This window comes from Mycolicibacterium monacense (assembly GCF_010731575.1).
GTDB lineage: Bacteria > Actinomycetota > Actinomycetes > Mycobacteriales > Mycobacteriaceae > Mycobacterium > Mycobacterium monacense.
Genome location: NZ_AP022617.1, coordinates 5,764,801 through 5,785,418, shown reverse-complemented (window position 1 = coordinate 5,785,418; position 20,618 = coordinate 5,764,801). Strand labels below are relative to the sequence as shown.

Below are 20,618 nucleotides of genomic sequence, written 5' to 3'. Positions count from 1 at the left end.
GGCATACAGACCACGGCGAAGTGTATGGTCGTGGGTGAGCGTGTTCAGCGTCACACTGAGAGGCGGCCGTCATGACGACCATGGAGAGCCGATGCCCGTTCGGCCCCGGTTTCGACTTCACCGACCCCGACGTCCTGGTGCAGGGCATCCCGGTCAACGAGTTCGCGCAGCTGCGCAAGACCGCACCGGTCTGGTGGAACGAACAGCAGGAGTCGATCTTCGACGACGGTGGCTACTGGGTCATCAGCCGTCACGAGGACATCAAATCGATCTCGCGCAACGGTGACCTGTGGTCGACCAACGCCAAGGGTGCGGTCATGCGTCTGCCCGAAGGTGTCACCGCCGAGCAGCTCGACCTCACCAAGGCGCTGCTGATCAACCACGACGCCCCGGAACACACCCGGCTCCGCAAGATCGTGTCCCGGCTGTTCACGCCGCGCTCGGTCGCCGCGCTGGAGGAGAAGCTGGCGATCTCCGCACGCCAGATCGTGGCCGCCGCACGGGAGAAGGGCAGCGGCGACTTCGTCACCGACATCGCGATGAGCCTGCCGCTGCAGGCGATCGCCGATCTGATCGGCGTCCCCGAAGCCGACCGGGAGAAGCTCTTCCACTGGACGAACTGCATCATGAACACCGACGACCCCGATTTCGACTCCGATCCGACGGTCGCGAACGCCGAACTCATGGGCTACGCCTACAACATGGCCGAGGAGCGCAGGCGGTGCCCGGCCGACGACATCGTCACCCGCCTCATCCAGGCCGATATCGACGGGGAATCCCTCGGTGACGTCGAGTTCGCGTTCTTCGTGATCCTGCTCGCGGTGGCCGGCAACGAGACCACCCGCAACGCGATGACCCACGGCATGAACGCGTTCTTCGAGCACCCCGACCAGTGGGAGCTGTTCGTCCGGGAACGCCCCGAGACCGCGGTCGACGAGATCGTGCGCTGGGCCACCCCGGTGCACTGCTTCCAGCGCACCGCGCTGGCCGACGTCGAACTCGGCGGGGTGACCATCCGCGAGGGACAGCGCGCGGGCCTGTTCTACAGCTCGGCGAATTACGACGAGGACGTCTTCGAGTCGCCCTTCGAATTCGACATCCTGCGCGATCCCAACCCGCATCTCGGGTTCGGCGGCAACGGTGCCCACTACTGCATCGGCGCCAACCTGGCCCGCATGGAGATCAAGCTGATCTTCAACGAGTTGGCCGACCAGATTCCGGACATCGCGAAACTGGGCGAACCGCAACGGCTGCGGTCCGGGTGGATCAACGGCGTCAAGGAGCTGCCGGTCAGCTACCGGGGCTGAGGCGGGTCCCAAGTAGCATCTGCGCATGCGCACCCACGGCTGGTCGGGTTCGGCGCCGGCCAGTGACGAGGAAGCCGTCGAACGGATTCTGGCCGCCGCCGGCCGGGCGATCGACGAACGCGGCGCCGACCTGAGCATCGCCGATGTGGCCCGCACCCTCGGCGTCACGCGCCAGACCGTCTACCGGTACTTCCCCAGCACCGAGGCGTTGCTCGTGGAGGCGGCGGTGCATGCCGCTGCCGGTTTCCTCGACAGGTTGGCCGAACACGTCCGGGGCATCACCGAACCCGCCGACGCGGTGACCGAGGCCATCGCCACCGCGTTGGAGTGGCTGCCCGAGGACAAGCACATCGGCCTGCTCGTCACGCCCGGCCGCGCCGATGTGCATTCGGAGTCGGTCACCTCCGATGTGGCGCTGCAGTTCGCCAAGGCGATGGTGCGGCGGTTCGACGTCGACTGGACCGGGCTCGGGTTCAGCGACGAGGATCTCGACGAGTTGGCCGAGTACCTGCTGCGCATCATCCAGTCGTTCGTCGTCGACCCCGGTCGCCCACCGCGCACGGGCGAGGCGCTGCGCGGGTTCCTGCGCCGCTGGGTGGGCGCCGCGGTCCGCCGCTGAGTCCCCTTTTCCGGGATCGGTGCTCAGACCACCGTCAGCGGCAACGACTTTCGGTCCTCGAACTCCCACGACGCCCCGCCGCTGAACTTGCACACCTCGACCTCGGGCAGTTCCTTGGCCGCGGTGTCGGTCTCGATGACGCGCACGGTCCAGTCACTCTCGGTGCCGGAGACCTCGGCGCGCAGGTGCGGGTCCACCGCTTGCACGATCGCCTGTAACGGCAGGTCGGCGGCCGGGGAGACCAGCGAGATCCAGGAGCCGTCCTCGTGCGCCGGTGACGAGCGGACGTGCAGGAACCCGGGGTCGACGTCGGCCCAGACGTAGGCCGCCGGGTTCAGCAGGGGATGCAGCTCGAGCACCCGCAACGCACCCTTGACATCCTTGGACAGGTTGAGCGCCTTGCGGATTCGCTCGGCCGCGACACCGGCGATGCCGATGAGCTGCTTGGTCCGGATCGTGCGCGCCAACGCCGGATCGTCCTTCGCGCGCGCCGCGACGGCCAGGTTGAACGACAGCACCAGCAGGTGCATCTGCAGACAGACTTCGTCGGCGATCCGGACCAGCGCGGAGTGCGAGAACGCCCCGAAGTCGACATCGGACAGCAGCGGGCCCGAGTAGTCGGACATGCCCTCGTCGTCCGGGTCGATCGGCTCGAGGTCGGTGTTGTAGGCGCGGCTCGCCGAGACGATGTCGAGTTGCGGAATGAAGTCGACCTCGGGATAGGACTCGTCGATGATGACCGTCCAGCGGCAGTGCGGATGCCGGTCGGCCGGTGTCCTGGGTGGACGGTGGATCGGACGCACCTGACACCGACGGTTGGTGGCCAGCGCGGTGGCGTCGAACGTCGGGTCCTCGATGTCGTGGCACATGCCACGGACGTAGTCCTCGCCCATCGGTTCGACGTCGAGCAGCGCACCGCAGTGGTCGAGGTGGAACTCGCCGTGCCAGCGGTCGTGGACGGTGTAACGGAAATCCATGAACTGCGGCGGGGCGCCGATGTCGAGTTGCAGACCCTTGAAGATCGTGATGACGTCGACGCCCTCGTACTTCAGCGCCTTCTGCATCCGTTTCGTGTAGAGCGGGCTGGCACCGGCCCACTCCTCGATCGCGATCTGCAGCATCTCCTCGCGGCCGAAATTCGAGATGCACCAGGCCATTCCGGACCGGTCGATGAGCTGGCCGATCAGCAGCAGCTCCGGCACCAGCGTGGCGAGTTCCTCGCGCGACAGTGCGGCGTACCTACTCATCATCGAGGCTGCTCCCCGAATGCATGTTGAGCGCGGCGTTGACGTTCGCCTTCTTGTCCTCGCCCGCCCCCTTGGCGGCGGCCTTCTTGCGTTGGCCCGCCACTTTGGTGACCACGCCGTCGAGCTTCGAGCCCAGCGGGAAGCCGAGGTAGTGGGTCAGGAAGATCGCCATCTCCTTGAGCTCCTCCTCGCTGAGCTCCCCGTTGGCCAGCGCGGCGTTGACCTGGATCTCGGCCAGGTCGGTGATTCCCAACGCGGTGACGCACGTCAAGGTCATCATGCGCTTCTCGCGCATCGACAGCCCCGGCCGACTCCAGATGGTCCCGAAGAGATGGTCGGCGGTCAGTGCGAAGTAGTCGCCGGGCATGTCCGGCATCTCCCAGCCGTAGACCTCGTTCATCTTCGCCAAACCCTTGCGGCGCAATTCGTCCATTCCGCTCACTCCTCCGTGCTGGATTCCACGTGCGGCACACCCAGGCCGGCCGCCAGATTCTGCAGCGCCACCTGCGCCAGCGGCAGGTCGACGTCGAGTTCCTCACCGAGCGTCAGCGCGAGCCCCAGATCCTTCTCCGCGAGGCCGCGGGTGTGCAGGAACATGTCGTAGAGGAAGTTGTCGTGGTCGAGTGGCCGCATGTTCTCGCGGACGATGATCGCGCCCGGGCCACCGGACTGCGCGTCGCTGTGGCGAACCACCCGGCCCAGCGCCTGCAGATCCAGGCCCGCCTTCTCCGCCAGGGTCATCGCCTCGCACGCCGCGGCGAAGCCGGTGAACGTCAACATGTTGCGCGCCAACTTCATCCGTGTCCCCGCGCCGGGCTCACCGGCATGGACCACAACGGACGCCCACTGTTTGAACGCCGGCTTGACGCGCTCGTAGACCGAGCGCTCGGCGCCGACCATGACGGCCAGCTCGCCCTTCTCGGCAGCGCCCGCCCCGCCGCTGACCGGGGCGTCGACGACGTGGATGTCCTGCGACCGCAACTCCTTGGCGAGTTCGACCGCGGTGTCGGGGCTGATCGTCGAGTGGATCGCGATGACGGTGCCGGGCTTGGCGCGCGGCACGAGCTCGGCGACCACGTGGCGTACCTGCTCGTCGTTGAGGACGGTGATGCTGATGATGTCGGCGTCGGCGACGTCGGCGACGTCGTCGGCCTGCGCGGCGCCGGCCTCGACCAACGGCGCCATGGCGTCGGGACGCACGTCGAACACGATGAGCCCGCCCGGCCAGCCGGTCAGCCGTTTGGCCATCGGCGCACCCATGTTGCCCAGGCCGATGTAGCCGTATTTCAGATCGCTCATGACCGAATGATCTGTCCGCCGTCGACGTTGAAGATCTGCCCGGTGATCCATTTCGCCTGATCCGACAACAGGAACAGGCACATCCCGACCAGATCCTCGGGTTGGCCCATCCGCGACAACGGGATGCCCTTGACGATGTCGGCGACCATCTCCTGCGGTGTGGTGGTCCGGTTGGCCTCGGTGTCGATGGGCCCCGGCGCGATCGCGTTGACCCGGATGTTCTGCCCACCCAGTTCGGTGGCCAGCTGCTGGGTCAGGCCGTTGATGCCGACCTTGGCCAGGCCGTAGAAATTCGAGTACAGCCACGCCGCGGTCGACGACTGGTTGACGATCGCCCCACCGCCGCGTTTGGCCATCTTGCGGTAGACCGCGCGCGTGCACACCAGTGCGCCGTCGAGGTTCACGCTCATGAACTTCTTGTAGTAGTCCCAGTCGACGGTGATCAAGAAGTCGAGCTTCATCCCGCCGAAGATCGCGGCGTTGTTGACCAGGTAGTCGATGCCGCCGAACTCCGAGAGCGTCTGCGCGGCCATCTCTTTGGCGGAGTCGGGATCGGAGACGTCGACGCGCACGGCCAGGGCATTGCCACCCTCGCCCTTGATGCCGTCGGCCACCTTCTGGGCGCCGTCGACGTTGATGTCGGCCACCACGACCGCGGCGCCCTCCCGGGCCAGCGCCTCGGCGTACGCCTGACCGATGCCGCCACCCGCCCCGGTGACGATCGCGACCTTGTCCTTGAACTCGTCGCCGTAGTTGACCATCAAAGCTCCTTAATTCGCTGCCGTCGCAATGAGTTTGATCTCGGTGTACTCCTCGAAGCCGGCGACGCCCATCTCGCGGCCGATCCCGGACTGCTTGTAGCCACCGAACGGTGCGTCCGCGGAGTACCAGATACCGCCGTTGACGTTGACGGTGCCGACCCGCATGCGCGCGGCGACCGCCTGAGCCCGGGCGTCGTCACCGCTGAACACCGTGCCGCTCAACCCGTAGGGCGAGTCGTTGGCGATGCGCACGGCGTCGTCGTCGCCGTCGTGGGCGATCACCGTCAGCACCGGGCCGAAGATCTCCTCCCGGGCCACGCGGGCGTTGTTGTCGAGGCCGGCGATCACCGTCGGCTCGATGAAGAAACCGGTGTCGCGGTCGGCGGGACGCCCACCGCCGCAAGCGAATCGGCCGCCCTCCTGCAGGGCGAGGTCGAGGTAGCCCTGGATCCGGTCGCGTTGACGCGCCGAGATCACCGGACCGCATACGGTGCGCTTGCTGGTCGGGTCACCCGGTTTGATCGACCCCATGGTGGCTGCCGCCGCCTCGACCGCGTCGTCGTATTTCGCCCGGGGCACCACCAGGCGGGTCGTGATCGCACAGCCCTGCCCGGCGTGCATCGCGGCGGTGAACGCCGCCATCGAGCAGGCACCGGCCAGATCGGCGTCGTCGAGCACCAGGAACGCCGATTTGCCGCCGAGTTCGAGGAACACCTTCTTGATGGTCGCGGCGGCGTCGGTCATCACGGCGCGTCCGGTCGCGGTCGACCCGGTGAACGACACCATGTCCACCCGCGGATCCTGCGACAGCAGCGCACCGACGGCGTGGTCACTCGAGGTGACGACGTTGATGACGCCCGGCGGGAAGTCGGTGTGCTCGGCGATGATCTCGCCGACGGCCGCCGCACACCACGGGGTGTCGGGTGCGGGTTTGAGGATCAGCGTGTTGCCCGCGGCGAGGGCCGGGCCGACCTTGGCGAGGTTGATCTGGTGCGGGAAGTTCCACGGGGTGATGGCGCCGACGACGCCGACGGCCTCGCGGGCCAGCGTGCGACGGGTGGGGATGCCCTGGGGGGTGGCGTGGCCGAGATCGGTACGCCATTCGTAGGTTTCGGCGGTGTCCGCGGCGAACGAGAGGTCGTCGATCGGTCCTTCGAGTTGCGCGCCGGAGGTCAGCATCCGGGGTGCGCCCACTTCGGCGACCGTGATGTCGCGCATCTCTTCCACGTGTTCGCGCAGCGCGTCCTTGAGCTGACGCAGGCAACGCACCCGCAGTTCGGTGTTGGTCGACCAGTCGGTGTCGTCGAACGCCGAGCGGGCCGCCGCGATGGCGCGGCCCATGTCGTCGCTGTCGGCGTCGGCCGCCACACCGAGCACTTCCTCGGTGGCCGGGTTCACGGTGGGGAACGTCCCCGCCGTGCCCGCGACCAGCTTGCCGTCGATCAGCAGTCGGCTCTCGCCGTTGGCCAGTATCGCCATCCGAACTCCCACTCCACTGCACTGGACAACTGTCCGGCTGTCTCCTTTCGAACCATAGACGCCGATCTACCGAGGTGGCAAGCATCCGAGGATCGAAATCCACGCTTGCCTACCGCCCGTACCGTCGGATAACTTGGACATGTGTCCAGCGATGCAGTGGCTGCGCTTCCGGAGAGGCCGCGCAACCGTCGGCAGGAGGAAACCTTCCGAAAGGTGCTGTCCGCCGGCGTCGAGATGCTGCGCGAATCGTCCTACGCCGACCTGACGGTCCGGGCCGTGGCGGCACGCGCCAGGGTCGCACCGGCCACCGCCTACACGTACTTCTCGTCGAAGAACCACCTGATCGCCGAGGTCTACCTCGACCTCATCCGCCAGGTGCCGTACTTCACCGACGTCAACGACAGCATGCCGACGCGGGTGGACAAGGCGCTGCGCAGCATGACGCTGATCCTCGCCGACGAACCCGAGGTCGCGGCCGCCTGCACCACGGCCCTGCTGAGCAACAGCGACGCCGCCGTCCGCACGGCGCGCGACCGCATCGGCGCCGAGATCCACAAGCGCATCACCTCGGCCATCGGGCCCGGTGCGGACCCCCGCAAGGTGTCGGCGCTGGAGATGACGTTCTTCGGCGCGCTGGTCAACGCGGGCAGCGGCGTCTTCACCTACCACGAGATCGCAGACCGGCTCACCTACGTCGTCGGCCTCGTCCTCGGAGAGGACCAGATGAACAAAAGCTCGGGAGACACGCAGTGACCCTGACCAGCGACGTCGTACTCGACCCGTACGACTACGACTTCCACGAAGACCCGTACCCGTACTACAAGCGGTTGCGCGACGAGGCTCCGCTCTACCGCAACGAGGAACTCGGCTTCTGGGCGCTGTCCCGCCACGCCGACGTGCTGCAGGGTTTCCGGAACAGCACAACGCTGTCGAACAAGTTCGGCGTCTCGCTCGATCCGGTGTCGCGGGGGCCGCACGCGTCGAAGACGATGTCGTTCCTCGCGATGGACGATCCGGCGCATCTGCGACTGCGCACGTTGGTCTCGAAGGGCTTCACCCCGCGCCGCATCCGTGAACTGGAGCCGCGGGTGACGGAGCTGACCCTCAAGCATCTCGACACGATGCTCGAGAGGGCCGGTGACGGAACCGTCGACTACGTCGCCGAATTCGCCGGCAAGCTGCCGATGGACGTGATCTCGGAGCTGATGGGCGTACCCGAGGCGGACCGGGACCGCATCCGTGCACTCGCCGACGGGGTGATGCACCGCGAGGACGGCGTCAACGACGTACCGGCCGAGGCGATCGAGGCGTCGCTCAACCTGATCGTCTACTACCAGGACATGGTCGCCGAGCGTCGCAAGAAACTCACCGACGATCTCACCTCGGCCCTGCTCGAAGCCGAGATCGACGGTGACCGCCTCACCGACGAAGAAGTGCTCGGCTTCATGTTCCTGATGGTGATCGCCGGCAACGAGACGACCACGAAACTGCTTGCCAACGCGGCGTTCTGGGGTCACAAGAACCCCGACCAGCTGACCCAGGTGTACGACGACATCGACCGGGTGCCGCTGTGGGTGGAGGAAACCCTGCGTTACGACACCTCGAGCCAGATCCTGGCCCGCACGGTCGTCGGCGATCTCACGCTCTACGACACCCCCATTCCCGACGGGGACGTGGTACTTCTGCTGCCCGGTTCGGCACATCGCGACGAGCGTGTGTTCGACGATCCCGACTCCTATGTGATCGGCCGTGACATCGGTTCGAAGCTCATGAGTTTCGGCAGCGGCGCGCACTTCTGCCTCGGCGCCCACCTGGCCCGCATGGAGGCCCGGGTGGCGCTCACCGAGCTGGTCAAACGAATCCGTGGATACGAGGTCGACGAGGCCAACGCCGTCCGCGTTCACTCGAGCAATGTCCGCGGGTTCGCCCATCTTCCGATCACCGTCCAGACCCGCTGAAGGACCGTCTGATGCCACGTTTCGAGCCCCTGCCCGACCGCCGACCAGCGCTGGTGGCCGGCGCCTCCTCCGGTATCGGCGCCGCGACGGCGATCGAGCTTGCCGCCCACGGTTTTCCGGTCGCCCTCGGAGCCCGCCGGGTGGAGAAGTGCCAGGAGATCGTCGACACCATCCGCGCCGAAGGGGGCGAGGCCATCGCGGTCCATCTCGATGTCACCGACCCCGATTCGGTGAAAGCGGCCGTCGAGCAGACCACCTCAGAGCTCGGCGACATCGAGGTGCTGGTCGCCGGGGCCGGCGACACGTACTTCGGGAAGCTGGCCGACATCAGCACCGAACAGTTCGAATCGCAGATACAGATCCACCTGATCGGCGCCAACCGGGTCGCCGGGGCCGTCCTGCCCGGCATGATCGAACGGCAACGCGGGGATTTGATCTTCGTCGGATCCGATGTGGCTCTGCGGCAGCGGCCGCACATGGGCGCCTACGGAGCTGCCAAGGCTGCGCTCGTCGCGATGGTCACCAATTACCAGATGGAACTCGAAGGAACCGGCGTACGCGCCTCGATCGTGCACCCCGGGCCGACGAAGACGTCGATGGGCTGGAGCCTGCCGGCCGAGCTGATCGGGCCGGCGCTCGAGGACTGGGCCAAATGGGGCCAGGCGCGCCACGACTACTTCCTGCGCGCCGCCGACCTGGCCCGGGCCATCACCTTCGTCGCCGAAACCCCCCGCGGCGGTTTCATCGCGAACATGGAGTTGCAGCCCGAAGCGCCGCTCGCGCACACCAAGGAACGTCAGCAACTGAAAGTCGACGAGGAAGCCCTCTCCGGGGCGAGCGAAGCGACGGGAGAATAGGAACCGCATGACCACCGCAGTTGTGCCCCGGGTCTCCGGCGGCGAAGAGGAACACGGCCACCTCGAGGAGTTCCGCACCGACCCGATCGGGTTGATGAAGCGGGTCCGCGACGAGTGCGGGGACGTCGGCTGGTTCCAGCTCGTCGACAAACACGTCATCCTGCTCTCCGGCGCCGAAGCCAACGAGTTCTTCTTCCGGTCCGCCGACGAGGATCTCGACCAGGCCGAGGCCTATCCGTTCATGACGCCGATCTTCGGCAAGGGTGTGGTGTTCGACGCCAGCCCGGAACGGCGTAAGGAGATGCTGCACAACTCCGCGTTGCGCGGCGAGCACATGAAGAGCCACGCCGCCACCATCGAGGGCGAAGTCAAGAAGATGATCGCCGGCTGGGGCGACGAGGGCGAGATCGAACTGCTCGACTTCTTCGCGGAGCTGACCATCTACACCTCGACCGCGTGTCTGATCGGGCTGAAGTTCCGCGAGCAGCTCGACCACCGCTTCGCCGAGTACTACCACGAACTCGAACGCGGCACCGACCCGCTGTGCTACGTCGACCCCTACCTGCCGATCGAGAGCTTCCAGCGCCGCGACGAGGCACGGGTGAAACTCGTTGCCCTGGTTCAGGAGATCATGAACCAGCGGGTGGCCGATCCGCCGAAGGACAAGGCCGACCGCGACATGCTCGACGTGCTGGTCTCGATCAAGGACGAGGAGGGCAACCCGCGATTCTCGGCCGACGAGGTCACCGGCATGTTCATCTCGTTGATGTTCGCCGGCCACCACACCAGTTCCGGGACGTCGTCGTGGACGCTGATCGAACTGATCCGCCACCCCGAGGTATACGCCGCGGTACAGCAGGAGCTCGACGAGCTGTACGCGGACGGTCAGGAGGTGAGTTTCCATGCACTGCGCCAGATCCCGCTGCTGGACAACGTCGTCAAGGAGACGTTGCGCCTACATCCGCCGCTGATCATCCTGATGCGGGTCGCGCAGGGCGAGTTCGAGGTCGCCGGATTCCCGATCCACAAGGGCGATTTCGTCGCCGCCTCCCCCGCCATCAGCAACCGGATCCCCGAGGACTTCCCGGACCCGGACGCGTTCAAGCCGGACCGCTACGACAAACCCGAGCAGGCCGACGTCGTCAACCGGTGGACGTGGATTCCGTTCGGGGCCGGCCGGCACCGGTGCGTCGGCGCGGCGTTCGCGACGATGCAGATCAAGGCGATCTTCTCGGTTCTGTTGCGCGAGTACGAATTCGAGATGGCCCAGCCGCCCGAGACCTACCGCAACGACCACTCGAAGATGGTGGTGCAGTTGGAGCGTCCGGCCAAGGTGCGCTACCGCAGGCGTGTGAAGGCCTGAAGCGATGGGCAGCTACCGCATAGAACTCGATGCCGACCTGTGCCAGGGTCACGCGATGTGTGAGCTCGAGGCGCCCGATGTGTTCTCGGTGCCCAAACGCGGCATCGTCGAGATCACCGATCCGGAACCACCCGACGACCTCCGCGAGGATGTCGAACGGGCCGTCGACATGTGCCCGACCCGGGCGCTTTCCATTGTGGAGAAATGAAAGGCGGAACGATGACTTCATCTTCCAAACGCGAAGAACTGGAGCAGTGGGTCGAGCGGTGGTTACAGGCCAACCGCGACGCCGAGAAGGCGGGTGACTGGAAGCCGCTGGCCGATTTCTACACCGATGACGCCACCTACGGCTGGAACATCGGCCCGAAGGAAGACGTCATGTGCATCGGCAAGGAGGAGATACGCGACGTCGCGCTCGGACTGGAGATGGAAGGCCTCGAGAACTGGGTCTACGAGTACCAGAAGGTGCTCATCGACGAGAAGCAGAACGAGATCGTCGGCTTCTGGAAGCAGATCGTGAACAAGTCCGACGGCACCCAGGACGAGATCTACGGCATCGGCGGCAGCTGGTTCCGGCTCGCCGCTGTTGGGGAGGATGAGTCGCTGTTGATCGAGTGGCAGCGCGACTTCTTCGACTTCGGCCACGTGGCGAAGGGGTACGCGAAGCTGATCGAGTCGGGCGATCTGACCCCCACGATGCAGAAGCGCATCGAACGGTCGCTGTCGGGTGAGAAGCTGCCCGGCTACTACCCGCTCGGAGAGGCACCCGCACCGATCTGGTGACCGCGGCGTCGGGTGTGTAGTTTGACACCCGTCGAGAAATCCGCTGAGACCCACGTCACTAGGCTGGTGGCCGAGACGTTCTCCGAAGGAAAGCAGGCAATATGAAGACCAAGGGCGCCCTCATCTGGGAGTTCAACCAACCGTGGTCGATCGAGGAGATCGAGATCGGTGACCCGGTCAAGGACGAAGTCAAGATCCGGATGGAAGCGTCGGGGATGTGCCACTCCGACCATCACCTGGTCACCGGCGGTATCCCGATGGCCGGCTTCCCGGTGCTCGGCGGGCACGAGGGTGCCGGCGTGGTCACCGAGGTCGGACCGGGCGTCGAGGACCTCGCTCCCGGCGACCACGTCGTGCTCTCGTTCATCCCGTCCTGCGGGCGCTGCCCGTCGTGTCAGGCCGGGCTGCGCAACCTGTGCGATCTGGGCGCCGGCCTGCTGGGCGGCACCGCGGTGTCCGACGGCACCCACCGCATCCATGCCAAGGGTCAGCCCGTCTTCCCGATGACCCTGCTGGGCACGTTCAGCCCGTACATGGTCGTGCACAAGAGCTCGGTCGTGAAGATCGACCCGTCGGTTCCGTTCGAGGTCGCCTGCCTGGTCGGCTGCGGCGTCACCACCGGTTACGGCTCGGCCGTGCGCGCCGGGGACATCCGGCCCGGGGACGACGTCGCGGTCGTCGGCGTCGGCGGTGTCGGCATGTCGGCGCTGCAGGGCGCGGTCAACGCCGGTGCGCGCAACATCTTCGTCATCGAGCCCGTGGAGTGGAAGCGTGACGCCGCGCTGAAGTTCGGCGGCACCCACGCCTACCCCGACCTGGAATCGGCGTTCGCCGGGATCGCCGAGGTCACCCAGGGACTGATGGCCAAGAAGGTCATCGTCACCGTCGGCGAACTGCACGGCAACGACGTCGACAACTACGTCAACCTCACGTCCAAGGGCGGCACCTGCGTGCTGACCGCCATCGGCAGCATGCTCGACACGCAGGTGACCCTGAACCTCGCGATGCTGACCCTGTTGCAGAAGAACCTGCAGGGCACCATCTTCGGCGGCGGCAACCCCCACTTCGACATCCCGCAGCTGCTGTCGATGTACAAGGCGGGCAAGCTCAACCTCGACGACATGATCACCCGGCAGTACAAGCTGGAGCAGATCAACGAGGGCTACTCGGACATGTTGGAGGGCAAGAACATCCGCGGCGTCATCCGCTACACCGACAACGACTGGTGAGCCAGTGACCCAGGAGACGGTCGAGCAGTCACCGGTGGTCGCGGCGTCACGCGCGTCGTGGCGCTGCGTCCAATCGGGTGACAAAGAGGGCTGGCTGGCCCTGATGGCCGACGACGTGGTCATCGAGGACCCGATCGGCGAGGCGGTCACGAATCCGGACGGCAACGGGGTGCGCGGCAAGGACGCCGTCGCGGCGTTCTACGACGCGAACATCGGGCCGAACACGCTCACAGTCACGTGCGAGGCGACGTTCCCGTCCAGCTCGCCGACCGAGATCGCCTACATCCTGGTGTTGCGCACCGAGTTCCCGAACGGCTTCGTCGCCACGGTCCGCGGTGTGTTCACCTACCGGGTCGACGCGGCCGGCCTGATCACGAATCTGCGCGGCTACTGGAACATGGAGTCGATGACGTTCGAAGAGGCCAAGGGCGATTAGCGAGTCACCACCGCTGGCCGGCCGCGGCGCAGTCGTCGTCGGCGGTTCTCGCGGTATCGGCCTCGCGGTGGCCGAACTGCTCTCGGCGCAAGGTGCCGGGGTGGTGGTCAGCGGACGCGATCCCGACGCGGTCGAACAAGCCGCACAACGTGTCTCGGGTGTCGGCTGCGCGGGTTCGCCGGCCGACCCCGAGATTGCCGACGCACTGATCGAACGGTGCGTGGGCGAGTTCGGGCGCATCGACATCCTGATCAACTGTGCGGGCACCCCCGAGCCGCCGGGGTCGTCGATCCTGAACGTGAGCTCAGCGCAGTTCCGCGAGCTGCTCGACGCACACCTGGGCACGGTGTTCGAGACGTGCCGAGCCGCGGCCCCGCGGATGGTCGCGCAGGGCGGCGGGGCGATCGTCAACACGAGTTCGTTTGCCTTCCTTGGCGATTACGGCGGCACCGGGTACCCGGCCGGCAAGGGCGCGGTCAACGGGCTGACGTCGGCGATCGCCGCGGAACTGAAGGAACATGGCGTGCGGGCGAACGTCGTGTGCCCGGGCGCCAAGACCCGGCTCTCGAGCGGCGACGAATACGAACAGCACGTCACGGAGTTGAATCGCCGCGGCCTACTCGACGACGTGAGCCTGCAAGGAGCCCTGGACGCCGCGCCGCCGGAATACGTGGCGCCGACATACGCCTACCTGGTCAGCGATCGCGCGCGCGGTGTGACCGGCCGGATCTTCATCGCCGCCGGCGGCTTCGTCGGCGAGTTCACCCGCCAGTCCCCCGGCTTCCTCGGCTACCGGGACCACCACGACTCGCCACCGTGGACCGTCGAGGAGTTGCACGAGCTCATCGGGGGCTGAGCCTCACCGAACGTGAAGCCACTGCGAAAAATCGGGCCGTTCATCGCACTCAGTGCACGTTCGACGGATGGAGCCCGGCCGAGCCTCACTATGCTCGGGGCCATGGCGACCGTCTTCACAAAGATCATCAACGGAGAACTCCCGGGCCGATTCGTCTACGAGGATGACGAGATCGTCGCGTTCCTCACCATCGCGCCGATGACGCAGGGCCACACGCTCGTCGTGCCGCGCGCGGAGATCGATCAGTGGCAGGACATCGAGCCCGCGGTGTTCGCCCGCGTCATGGAAGTGTCGCAGCTGATCGGCAAGGCGGTCGTCAAGGCGTTCGGCGCCGAACGCGCGGGCGTCATCATCGCAGGCCTCGAAGTCCCGCACCTACACGTGCACGTCTTCCCCGCCTACAACCTCACCGACTTCGGATTCGCCAACGTCGACAACGAGCCGTCGCCGGAATCGCTCGACGAGGCCCAGTCCAAGATCAAGGCCGCACTCGCCGAACTCGGTTAAGTATCAAGCCGTTTCGACGGGAACGTCGCTGAACCGCGGCAGCTGCACGGTGAACCGGCAACCCTGCCCCGGCGCCGTCGTCACGCGCACCGTCCCGCCGTGGGCCAGGACCAGCGAATCCACGATCGACAGCCCGAGTCCGGTCCCTCCGCTCTCGCGGGCCCGCGACGAGTCGGTGCGGTAGAAGCGCTCGAACACCCTGCGCGCGTCCTCTTCGGTCATACCCGGCCCCTCGTCACACACCTCCAGGACGGCGTTGGTCTCGTCGGTGCCCACCCGCACCGTGATGCCGGCGTGCTTCGGGGTGTGCTGAAGCGCATTGGCGACGAGATTGCCCAGCACCTGCCGCAGTCGCGCTTCGTCGCCGACCACCTCCGGTGTGCCGGGCCCATCGAGCACGTGCAGGGTGATCGTCCTCTCGGGTGCGATCGACTGCGCGTCATGGACGGCGTCGGTGGCCAGCGCCAGCAGGTCGACGCGGTGCCGCTCCAACGGCCGCTGCGCGTCGAGGCGGGCCAGCAACAGCAGGTCCTCGACGAGCAGGCCCATCCGGCGCGATTCGCTCTCGATGCGGTTCATCAGCATCTCGACGTCACGCGCGGCGCCCTGGCGGTACAGCTCGGCGAACCCGCGGATCGTCGTCAACGGGGTGCGCAACTCGTGGCTGGCATCGGTGATGAACCGGCGCATGCGCTCCTCCGAGGTGCGCGCGGCGTCCGCCGAGGACTCCGACGACGCCACCGCCCGCTGGATCTGCGCCAGCATTCCGTTGAGGGCCAACGACAGTCGGCCCACCTCCGTGCGCGGATCCCGCTGCGGCACCCGTCGGTCGAGCTGACCGGCCGCGATCGCCGCCGCGGTCTCCTCGACCTCGGTCAACGGGCGCAGGCTGCGTTGCACCACGGCATAACCCGCGACTCCGAGCACCAACAGCACGGCCGCACCGATACCGATCTGCGACCACACCAGCGCGCGAACCGTCGACTGCACTTCGGACAGGTCGATCGCCACCGTGGTGAGCGCCCCACTGGGGCCGCGGACGGTCATCGCGCGCCACTCGACGTCGGAGTGGTTCACCGACCGCACGGTGACGGGGACCGGTCCCACGTCGTTGGACGACGGCAACACCGGTTCGGCCTCGCGGTCGTTCACGGCCGTCCACATCCGCCCGTCGGGTCCGGTGCCGCGGACGTAGAAGTCCGACGGTGGGCGGGCCGGATTGGGACCCGCAAGTGGCGCCACCGGCAGCTGCCGGGGCGCCTGTGCCCAACTGCGCGAGGCGTCGAGCAGTGTCTGATCAACGCGGCTCTCCAGGCTGTGCCGCATGATCGACGTCACCGCGATGCCGGAGGCCAGCAGCCCGAACGCCACGAGCACCAGCGTCGCGGCCACCAGCCCCAGCCGCAGCGGCACACCTCCGCGCACTACCGCGGCTTTCGGCTCTTCGCGCAAGCGCTCATCGCGGCTCGCGCAGGACGTACCCCACACCCCGCAGCGTGTGCAGCAGCCGCCTCTCCCCCGTGTCGATCTTGCGACGTAGGTACGAGACATAGGACTCGACGACGTTGACGTCGCCCCCGAAGTCGTAGCGCCACACGTGGTCGAGGATCTTGGGCTTGGACAACACCGTGCCCGCGTTGATGATGAAGTACCGCAGCAGGGTGAACTCGGTGGGAGACAGCGACACCGGCTCGCCGGCCTTCCACACCTCGTGGGTGTCCTCGTCGAGTTCGATGTCGGCGAAGCTCAGCCGCGAGGTCTTCGGCTCCTCGGCGCCGCGGCCGGTGCGCCGCAGGATCACCCGCAGCCGGGCGACGACCTCCTCGAGGCTGAACGGTTTGGTGACGTAGTCGTCGCCGCCGAGCGTCAACCCCGCGATCTTGTCCTGCAGCGAATCGCGGGCTGTCAGGAACAACGCCGGGGCGTCGATACCGTCGGCCCGCAGACGGCGCAGCAGACCGAACCCGTCCATCCCGGGCATCATCACGTCGAGGATCACCGCGTCGGGCCGGACGTCGCGCGCCTTGTCGAGCGCGGAGGCACCGTCGGAAGCGGTGTGCACCTCGAATCCCTGGAACTTCAGACTGACCGACAACAGCTCGACGATGTTGGCCTCGTCGTCGACGACGAGGACCCGGGCCTCGGGGGTGGTTTCGGATAACGCAGCCATCGCCATGTACTTCAATGTCCGCTACCGGCCTTGGAGTAATGCTGCGGGTTGGCTGTGAGATCTCTGTGAGTCGACGCTTGCACTGTCCATACACTGGCGGCATGGACTTCGGCAAGAACCTGATGCAGCTCGCCACCGCGCCGGCGCGCATCGGGCTCGCCGCCGCCGAGACCAGTCTGGGCATCGCCACATCGGCGATCGGCGTGGCCAAGGCGACGCTCGGTGAGGGCGACCCGCGCGTCACCGGGAACCCGGGCGCTTTCGCCCAGATGCTGGGCATCAACGACGCCGTGGAACGGGCGAACCGCCTGGCCAGGCTCATGGACGAGGATCAGCCGCTCGGCCGCGCCCTGGCGCCGGACGGACCGGTGGACCGTCTCCTCAAGCCGGGCGGTGTCGTCGACCGGCTGACCGCGCCGGGCGGTGTGCTCGACCGGTTGACGCAGGACGACGGCGGGCTGATGCGTGCCATCGAACCGGGCGGGCTGGTCGATCAGTTGCTCGACGAAGACGGTCTGGTGGAGCGGCTGCTCGCCGAGGACGGCATCGCCGACCGGCTGCTCGCCGACGGCGGGTTGATCGACAAACTGACCGCGCGCAACGGTCCACTCGAACAGCTCGCCGACGTGGCCGACACGCTGAACCGGCTGACTCCCGGCCTCGAAGCGCTGGCCCCGACGGTCGAGGCCCTGCGCGAAGCGGTGATCGCGCTGAGTCAGGTGGTGAACCCGCTGAGCAACATCGCCGACCGGATCCCGCTGCCCGGTCGCAGGCTCGGCCGCCGAACACCGACCACGCCCACCACGGCGGTGCGGTCGCAACGGGTGATCGACGTCGAGGAGTGACCGGTCGCGACGAACGGCCCGGGGCGTCGTCCCGGCCGCCGGACGCCGACACGCTATCCCAGGTAGGAACCCCCTGAGCAACACCGCCGAACGCATCCGCTGCCCTCACCGCAGCTGACGCAGCGGTCCCGGACCGCGCGCGGTGGTCTCCGAACGGATCGTCGACGCGGAGCGTTAAGCTGTAGCGCGTTCCACGCCTCCTTAGCTCAGTGGTAGAGCAACATACTTGTAATATGTAGGTCATCGGTTCAATCCCGATAGGGGGCTCCACGCGCAGCCGACATGTCGGTGCCTGCCGGTAGCTTCCAATCATGCGATGCTGCCTCGGCTGCGGTGCAACGCTTTCCAAGCGCAGCCAGAAGATCTATTGCGGTAACGCCTGTCAGGCCGCGGCCCGACGAACGGCCAGTGCGAAGCTCTGGCTCGAATCCGGGCAAGCATGGGTCGATTCTCGACCAGATCATTACATCCGAGTGCACCTTGCCGCCGAACAATCCGGTTGCTGCGCAATCTGCGGCGGCTCCAGCACCTGGCATGGCCTGCCGCTGACGTTGATACTGGACCACATCGACGGCAACTCGACCAACAACCGCCGACAGAACCTGCGCCTGGTCTGCCCGAACTGCGATTCGCAGTTGCCCACCTACAAGAGCCGCAACCGCGGCAGCGGCCGCGCCTTCCGCCGGCAGCGCTATGCCGACGGCAAGTCCTATTAGCGGTCCTCCAGGTCTCCAGACGACTCGCACCCTGTCGGCAGACAGCGGGTCCGGCCGACCAGGAAACGGATCGAGCTGTCCTGGCCATGGCCGGCACCACCGTCGTCGACGACGTTATGCGTGATCACCAGTTCAATCCCGACAGAGGGCTCCATTCCTGGAGTTTGAGCTCCTCCAGCGGCTGGAGCCGATGACCAGGTCGCCGACCGGTTCATGGCCCACCGAGCCCCCGTCACCTCCCGGTGGGACTGACAACCAACAACGGCCTCCTCGGCACGAAACCCGACGGCAGGCCAATCGCCTTGACCGGCACCGCCGTATGGACCCTGGAAACGGAAAGCTACGACGACGCCGATTCAAACGCTCCACAATTTATGAACGCAAATACACAGAATCCCGCCACTGCGCCCGCGCCGCTGTTTTCGCCGACGAGATCGCGTTTCCGGTCCCATTCTTCAGGCAGCGCTTGTCAAACAATTGTCGATATCAAGTTCCCGGCCGGAATTCGAACGAACCGGCTCAGCGTCGACCACCGCGACCGCCGCCGCGTCCCCCACCGATTCCTGGGGGGCGAGGCCCCGGTCCGGGGGCGCCGATATTCGGTCGCCCTGGAGCCCCGATACCTGGTGGGCCAGGAACCGGAATATCCACATCGAGATCGACATCGACGACATCCGGGACGTAAACCGGCAACCACGGGTCGATGTAAAGGGCCGGGGGTGGCGGGAATTCGCATACAACCGTGGTGAAATTCCAGTACATGCCCGGTGGGCACGGTGGTGGCGGCGGCTGTGCGTGGCCGACAGCCGGTGAAGCGAGTTCGAGCAGCGGCAGGATCCCCAACACGACGGCCGAGACGGCGCTTCGTTGTAGCCAAGGCTTCATTGGACATCTTCTCTCAGTTGCCTCGTGGCGATCCTACGATTCGTGCGCTGTCCAAGGTGTCGACAAATGAAAACCTGCATTGAGAACTTGTGCGGCTTCGGCTGATCCTTCAACGGCGATTATGCCGCGCGGTTTGGTCTGTGGATTTATCGTAAGCCCTAATACGGTGCAGGAAGCTGTACCACATGAAGGAGAAGCAGCAATGATGTTGCCTTCACAACATTTTGGTCACCGAGCAGTTATTGGCGCAATCGGCGCCGGCGCAGTTGCTGGTGCAGTGTTTTTCGGAGGCGCAGCAGTTGCGAGTGCCCAGCCGCCGGTTCCACCCCCACCGAATTGCTCGCCCGCGGATTGGGCGGGCGTCAGGGCCGGCGTTGCCGCAGCGCTGTCCACCTACCTGTTCACACATCCGCCCGTCAACGAATTCTTCGCCACGCTCAAGGGTCAGTCCCGGGACCAAATGCGTCCGCAGGTGCAGGAGTACTTGGACGCCAACCCCCAGGTTCGAGCCGAACTCCAGGGCATCAAGCAACCGGCGGACGACTTCCTGAACCGCTGTAATCAGCAACCGAATCCGTCGGACACCCCACTGCCCTAGGGCGTCAACCGGCTCGTCACCGTTACCGCGACACAGATTCGCTCCGCGCGTTCCATGCGCTGTCAACGGCGGTCGCGGCCATCACGGCGTGGCGGATGGAGGAAGAACACGTGAATCTGGCGAGCTGGGTACTGGGTCTTTCGTTCATCCTCTTGACCATCGCGATCCACACCACTGCGGTGGTGCTGATGGCTTTCCGCTTGGAATCGAGGGCCCGCGCTCGCATTGACAACCATCGGCGGGATCCGCGTCGCGAGCTTCCCGCCGCGATCGGTCGAATCGGAGCGGTGGCTCTGATACTGACCGCCCTGCACGGGCTGGAGGGCGTGTTGTGGGCGTCGGCGTACACATGGCTCGGCGCGTTCGAGTCGTTCACGGACGCGTCCACGTTCTCTTTGGCCAGCATGACGACGTTCGACCTACCCGGGAATACGTTGCCGTCCCGATTCCATCTGTTCAGCGTGCTCGAAGCGGTGAACGGCGTACTGCTGTTCGGCATCAGCACGGCGTTCCTGTTCGCCGTGATGCAGGTCCATTGGCAGGTGCTCTTCCACCATCATGAACCGGCGAATCAGAATTGATGTGTTCCGCCTGTGCGTGTGCCGCACCCGAGCTCACCGGACGGGTTGATTTCACGCCGGTCTGGGTAACCTGCCGCTCGTGCTCAGCGGAGATTCAACGGTGGCCATCGACGATTGCCACG

The 20,618-nt window shown here is 66.4% G+C and carries 23 protein-coding genes and 1 tRNA gene; 17 read left to right on the top strand and 7 right to left on the bottom strand.

Annotated features, from left to right (window positions below; all coding sequences use genetic code 11):
- The first annotated feature begins 71 nt into the window (after window positions 1–71).
- Both G6N49_RS27795 and G6N49_RS27790 read left to right on the top strand, forming a co-directional pair.
- Window positions 72–1,307 (top strand): cytochrome P450, encoded by a 1,236-nt coding sequence (locus G6N49_RS27795; protein WP_083044856.1) that lies wholly within the window; start codon window positions 72–74, stop codon window positions 1,305–1,307.
- A gap of 25 nt (window positions 1,308–1,332) precedes the next feature.
- Window positions 1,333–1,926 carry a TetR/AcrR family transcriptional regulator gene (locus G6N49_RS27790; protein ID WP_083044857.1) on the top strand — a complete coding sequence of 198 codons (594 nt, stop codon included), beginning with the start codon at window positions 1,333–1,335 and terminating at the stop codon, window positions 1,924–1,926.
- A 23-nt stretch (window positions 1,927–1,949) separates the two neighbouring features.
- Here the strand turns inward: G6N49_RS27790 and G6N49_RS27785 are convergent, their stop codons facing one another.
- From G6N49_RS27785 to G6N49_RS27765, 5 genes are read right to left on the bottom strand one after another with little or no spacing between them, the layout of a single operon-like run.
- The gene (locus G6N49_RS27785; RefSeq protein ID WP_011857078.1) at window positions 1,950–3,176 is read right to left on the bottom strand and encodes a hypothetical protein; all 1,227 of its coding nucleotides are present in this window, start codon (window positions 3,174–3,176) and stop codon (window positions 1,950–1,952) included.
- Window positions 3,166–3,606, bottom strand: a complete 441-nt coding sequence (locus tag G6N49_RS27780) for a carboxymuconolactone decarboxylase family protein (RefSeq protein ID WP_011561952.1) — start codon at window positions 3,604–3,606, stop codon at window positions 3,166–3,168. Before G6N49_RS27780 ends, G6N49_RS27785 begins: the two co-directional genes overlap by 11 nt.
- A gap of 5 nt (window positions 3,607–3,611) precedes the next feature.
- Window positions 3,612–4,472 (bottom strand): NAD(P)-dependent oxidoreductase, encoded by an 861-nt coding sequence (locus G6N49_RS27775; protein ID WP_083044858.1) that lies wholly within the window; start codon window positions 4,470–4,472, stop codon window positions 3,612–3,614.
- Complete coding sequence (locus tag G6N49_RS27770) at window positions 4,469–5,233, bottom strand: SDR family oxidoreductase (protein WP_083044859.1); 765 nt, start codon at window positions 5,231–5,233, stop codon at window positions 4,469–4,471. The genes G6N49_RS27775 and G6N49_RS27770 overlap by 4 nt, the downstream gene beginning before the upstream one ends.
- Before the next feature lie 9 nt (window positions 5,234–5,242).
- Window positions 5,243–6,712 carry an aldehyde dehydrogenase gene (locus tag G6N49_RS27765; protein ID WP_083044860.1) on the bottom strand — a complete coding sequence of 490 codons (1,470 nt, stop codon included), beginning with the start codon at window positions 6,710–6,712 and terminating at the stop codon, window positions 5,243–5,245.
- Between the two features lie 141 nt (window positions 6,713–6,853).
- On the opposite strand from G6N49_RS27765, the gene G6N49_RS27760 reads away from it, so the two are divergent.
- The 10 genes from G6N49_RS27760 (at window position 6,854) to G6N49_RS27715 (ending at window position 14,701) form a co-directional block, all read left to right on the top strand.
- A complete protein-coding gene (locus G6N49_RS27760; protein WP_011561956.1) occupies window positions 6,854–7,465 on the top strand; it encodes a TetR family transcriptional regulator in 612 nt (203 codons plus the stop codon).
- A complete protein-coding gene (locus tag G6N49_RS27755; protein ID WP_011561957.1) occupies window positions 7,462–8,670 on the top strand; it encodes a cytochrome P450 in 1,209 nt (402 codons plus the stop codon). The genes G6N49_RS27760 and G6N49_RS27755 overlap by 4 nt, the downstream gene beginning before the upstream one ends.
- An 11-nt stretch (window positions 8,671–8,681) precedes the next feature.
- Window positions 8,682–9,527, top strand: coding sequence for an SDR family oxidoreductase (locus tag G6N49_RS27750; RefSeq protein WP_064871934.1), 846 nt, complete (start codon window positions 8,682–8,684; stop codon window positions 9,525–9,527).
- A gap of 7 nt (window positions 9,528–9,534) precedes the next feature.
- Entirely contained in the window at window positions 9,535–10,890 is a 1,356-nt protein-coding gene (locus G6N49_RS27745) for a lanosterol 14-alpha demethylase (RefSeq protein WP_011857083.1), read from the top strand.
- 4 nt (window positions 10,891–10,894) lie between these two features.
- The gene (locus G6N49_RS27740) at window positions 10,895–11,098 is read left to right on the top strand and encodes a ferredoxin (RefSeq protein WP_011561960.1); all 204 of its coding nucleotides are present in this window, start codon (window positions 10,895–10,897) and stop codon (window positions 11,096–11,098) included.
- A gap of 11 nt (window positions 11,099–11,109) precedes the next feature.
- Window positions 11,110–11,673 carry a nuclear transport factor 2-like protein gene (locus G6N49_RS27735; protein ID WP_179967807.1) on the top strand — a complete coding sequence of 188 codons (564 nt, stop codon included), beginning with the start codon at window positions 11,110–11,112 and terminating at the stop codon, window positions 11,671–11,673.
- 101 nt (window positions 11,674–11,774) lie between these two features.
- Entirely contained in the window at window positions 11,775–12,902 is a 1,128-nt protein-coding gene (locus G6N49_RS27730) for an NDMA-dependent alcohol dehydrogenase (RefSeq protein WP_011561962.1), read from the top strand.
- A 4-nt stretch (window positions 12,903–12,906) separates the two neighbouring features.
- The gene (locus G6N49_RS27725; protein ID WP_011857084.1) at window positions 12,907–13,338 is read left to right on the top strand and encodes a nuclear transport factor 2 family protein; all 432 of its coding nucleotides are present in this window, start codon (window positions 12,907–12,909) and stop codon (window positions 13,336–13,338) included.
- Window positions 13,339–13,405: 67 nt separating this feature from the next.
- On the top strand, window positions 13,406–14,194 hold the full coding sequence (locus G6N49_RS27720; RefSeq protein ID WP_049771852.1) for an SDR family NAD(P)-dependent oxidoreductase: 789 nt from the start codon (window positions 13,406–13,408) through the stop codon (window positions 14,192–14,194).
- Between the two features lie 102 nt (window positions 14,195–14,296).
- Window positions 14,297–14,701 (top strand): HIT family protein, encoded by a 405-nt coding sequence (locus tag G6N49_RS27715; RefSeq protein WP_041925399.1) that lies wholly within the window; start codon window positions 14,297–14,299, stop codon window positions 14,699–14,701.
- A gap of 3 nt (window positions 14,702–14,704) precedes the next feature.
- On the opposite strand, the gene G6N49_RS27710 is transcribed toward G6N49_RS27715, so the two are convergent.
- Both G6N49_RS27710 and G6N49_RS27705 read right to left on the bottom strand, forming a co-directional pair.
- A complete protein-coding gene (locus tag G6N49_RS27710; protein WP_011857087.1) occupies window positions 14,705–16,126 on the bottom strand; it encodes a sensor histidine kinase in 1,422 nt (473 codons plus the stop codon).
- Between the two features lie 31 nt (window positions 16,127–16,157).
- Window positions 16,158–16,877 carry a response regulator transcription factor gene (locus G6N49_RS27705; RefSeq protein WP_011561967.1) on the bottom strand — a complete coding sequence of 240 codons (720 nt, stop codon included), beginning with the start codon at window positions 16,875–16,877 and terminating at the stop codon, window positions 16,158–16,160.
- A 95-nt stretch (window positions 16,878–16,972) separates the two neighbouring features.
- Here G6N49_RS27705 and G6N49_RS27700 point away from each other — a divergent pair, with 95 nt between their 5' ends.
- The 5 genes from G6N49_RS27700 to G6N49_RS27670 all read left to right on the top strand — a co-directional run bounded on the left by G6N49_RS27700 (window position 16,973) and on the right by G6N49_RS27670 (window position 20,496).
- On the top strand, window positions 16,973–17,716 hold the full coding sequence (locus G6N49_RS27700; protein WP_041309877.1) for an MlaD family protein: 744 nt from the start codon (window positions 16,973–16,975) through the stop codon (window positions 17,714–17,716).
- Window positions 17,717–17,911: 195 nt separating this feature from the next.
- Window positions 17,912–17,986: transfer RNA gene (locus G6N49_RS27695), tRNA-Thr, on the top strand.
- A gap of 41 nt (window positions 17,987–18,027) precedes the next feature.
- Window positions 18,028–18,432, top strand: a complete 405-nt coding sequence (locus G6N49_RS27690; RefSeq protein WP_011561969.1) for an HNH endonuclease — start codon at window positions 18,028–18,030, stop codon at window positions 18,430–18,432.
- A gap of 1,087 nt (window positions 18,433–19,519) precedes the next feature.
- Window positions 19,520–19,915 (top strand): heme-binding protein, encoded by a 396-nt coding sequence (locus G6N49_RS27675; RefSeq protein WP_011561972.1) that lies wholly within the window; start codon window positions 19,520–19,522, stop codon window positions 19,913–19,915.
- Window positions 19,916–20,010: 95 nt separating this feature from the next.
- Window positions 20,011–20,496: a hypothetical protein gene (locus G6N49_RS27670; protein WP_221222925.1), complete on the top strand. Its 486-nt coding sequence runs from the start codon at window positions 20,011–20,013 to the stop codon at window positions 20,494–20,496.
- Window positions 20,497–20,618 lie beyond the last annotated feature (122 nt).

Coding starts and splice junctions, on each gene's coding strand:
- G6N49_RS27795 (WP_083044856.1), top strand. CDS start 72: ATGACGACCATGGAGAGCCGATGCCCGTTCGGCCCCGGTTTCGACTTC.
- G6N49_RS27790 (WP_083044857.1), top strand. CDS start 1,333: ATGCGCACCCACGGCTGGTCGGGTTCGGCGCCGGCCAGTGACGAGGAA.
- G6N49_RS27785 (WP_011857078.1), bottom strand. CDS start 3,176: ATGATGAGTAGGTACGCCGCACTGTCGCGCGAGGAACTCGCCACGCTG.
- G6N49_RS27780 (WP_011561952.1), bottom strand. CDS start 3,606: ATGGACGAATTGCGCCGCAAGGGTTTGGCGAAGATGAACGAGGTCTAC.
- G6N49_RS27775 (WP_083044858.1), bottom strand. CDS start 4,472: ATGAGCGATCTGAAATACGGCTACATCGGCCTGGGCAACATGGGTGCG.
- G6N49_RS27770 (WP_083044859.1), bottom strand. CDS start 5,233: ATGGTCAACTACGGCGACGAGTTCAAGGACAAGGTCGCGATCGTCACC.
- G6N49_RS27765 (WP_083044860.1), bottom strand. CDS start 6,712: ATGGCGATACTGGCCAACGGCGAGAGCCGACTGCTGATCGACGGCAAG.
- G6N49_RS27750 (WP_064871934.1), top strand. CDS start 8,682: ATGCCACGTTTCGAGCCCCTGCCCGACCGCCGACCAGCGCTGGTGGCC.
- G6N49_RS27745 (WP_011857083.1), top strand. CDS start 9,535: ATGACCACCGCAGTTGTGCCCCGGGTCTCCGGCGGCGAAGAGGAACAC.
- G6N49_RS27740 (WP_011561960.1), top strand. CDS start 10,895: ATGGGCAGCTACCGCATAGAACTCGATGCCGACCTGTGCCAGGGTCAC.
- G6N49_RS27735 (WP_179967807.1), top strand. CDS start 11,110: ATGACTTCATCTTCCAAACGCGAAGAACTGGAGCAGTGGGTCGAGCGG.
- G6N49_RS27730 (WP_011561962.1), top strand. CDS start 11,775: ATGAAGACCAAGGGCGCCCTCATCTGGGAGTTCAACCAACCGTGGTCG.
- G6N49_RS27715 (WP_041925399.1), top strand. CDS start 14,297: ATGGCGACCGTCTTCACAAAGATCATCAACGGAGAACTCCCGGGCCGA.
- G6N49_RS27705 (WP_011561967.1), bottom strand. CDS start 16,877: ATGGCGATGGCTGCGTTATCCGAAACCACCCCCGAGGCCCGGGTCCTC.
- G6N49_RS27700 (WP_041309877.1), top strand. CDS start 16,973: ATGGACTTCGGCAAGAACCTGATGCAGCTCGCCACCGCGCCGGCGCGC.
- G6N49_RS27690 (WP_011561969.1), top strand. CDS start 18,028: ATGCGATGCTGCCTCGGCTGCGGTGCAACGCTTTCCAAGCGCAGCCAG.
- G6N49_RS27675 (WP_011561972.1), top strand. CDS start 19,520: ATGATGTTGCCTTCACAACATTTTGGTCACCGAGCAGTTATTGGCGCA.
- G6N49_RS27670 (WP_221222925.1), top strand. CDS start 20,011: ATGGAGGAAGAACACGTGAATCTGGCGAGCTGGGTACTGGGTCTTTCG.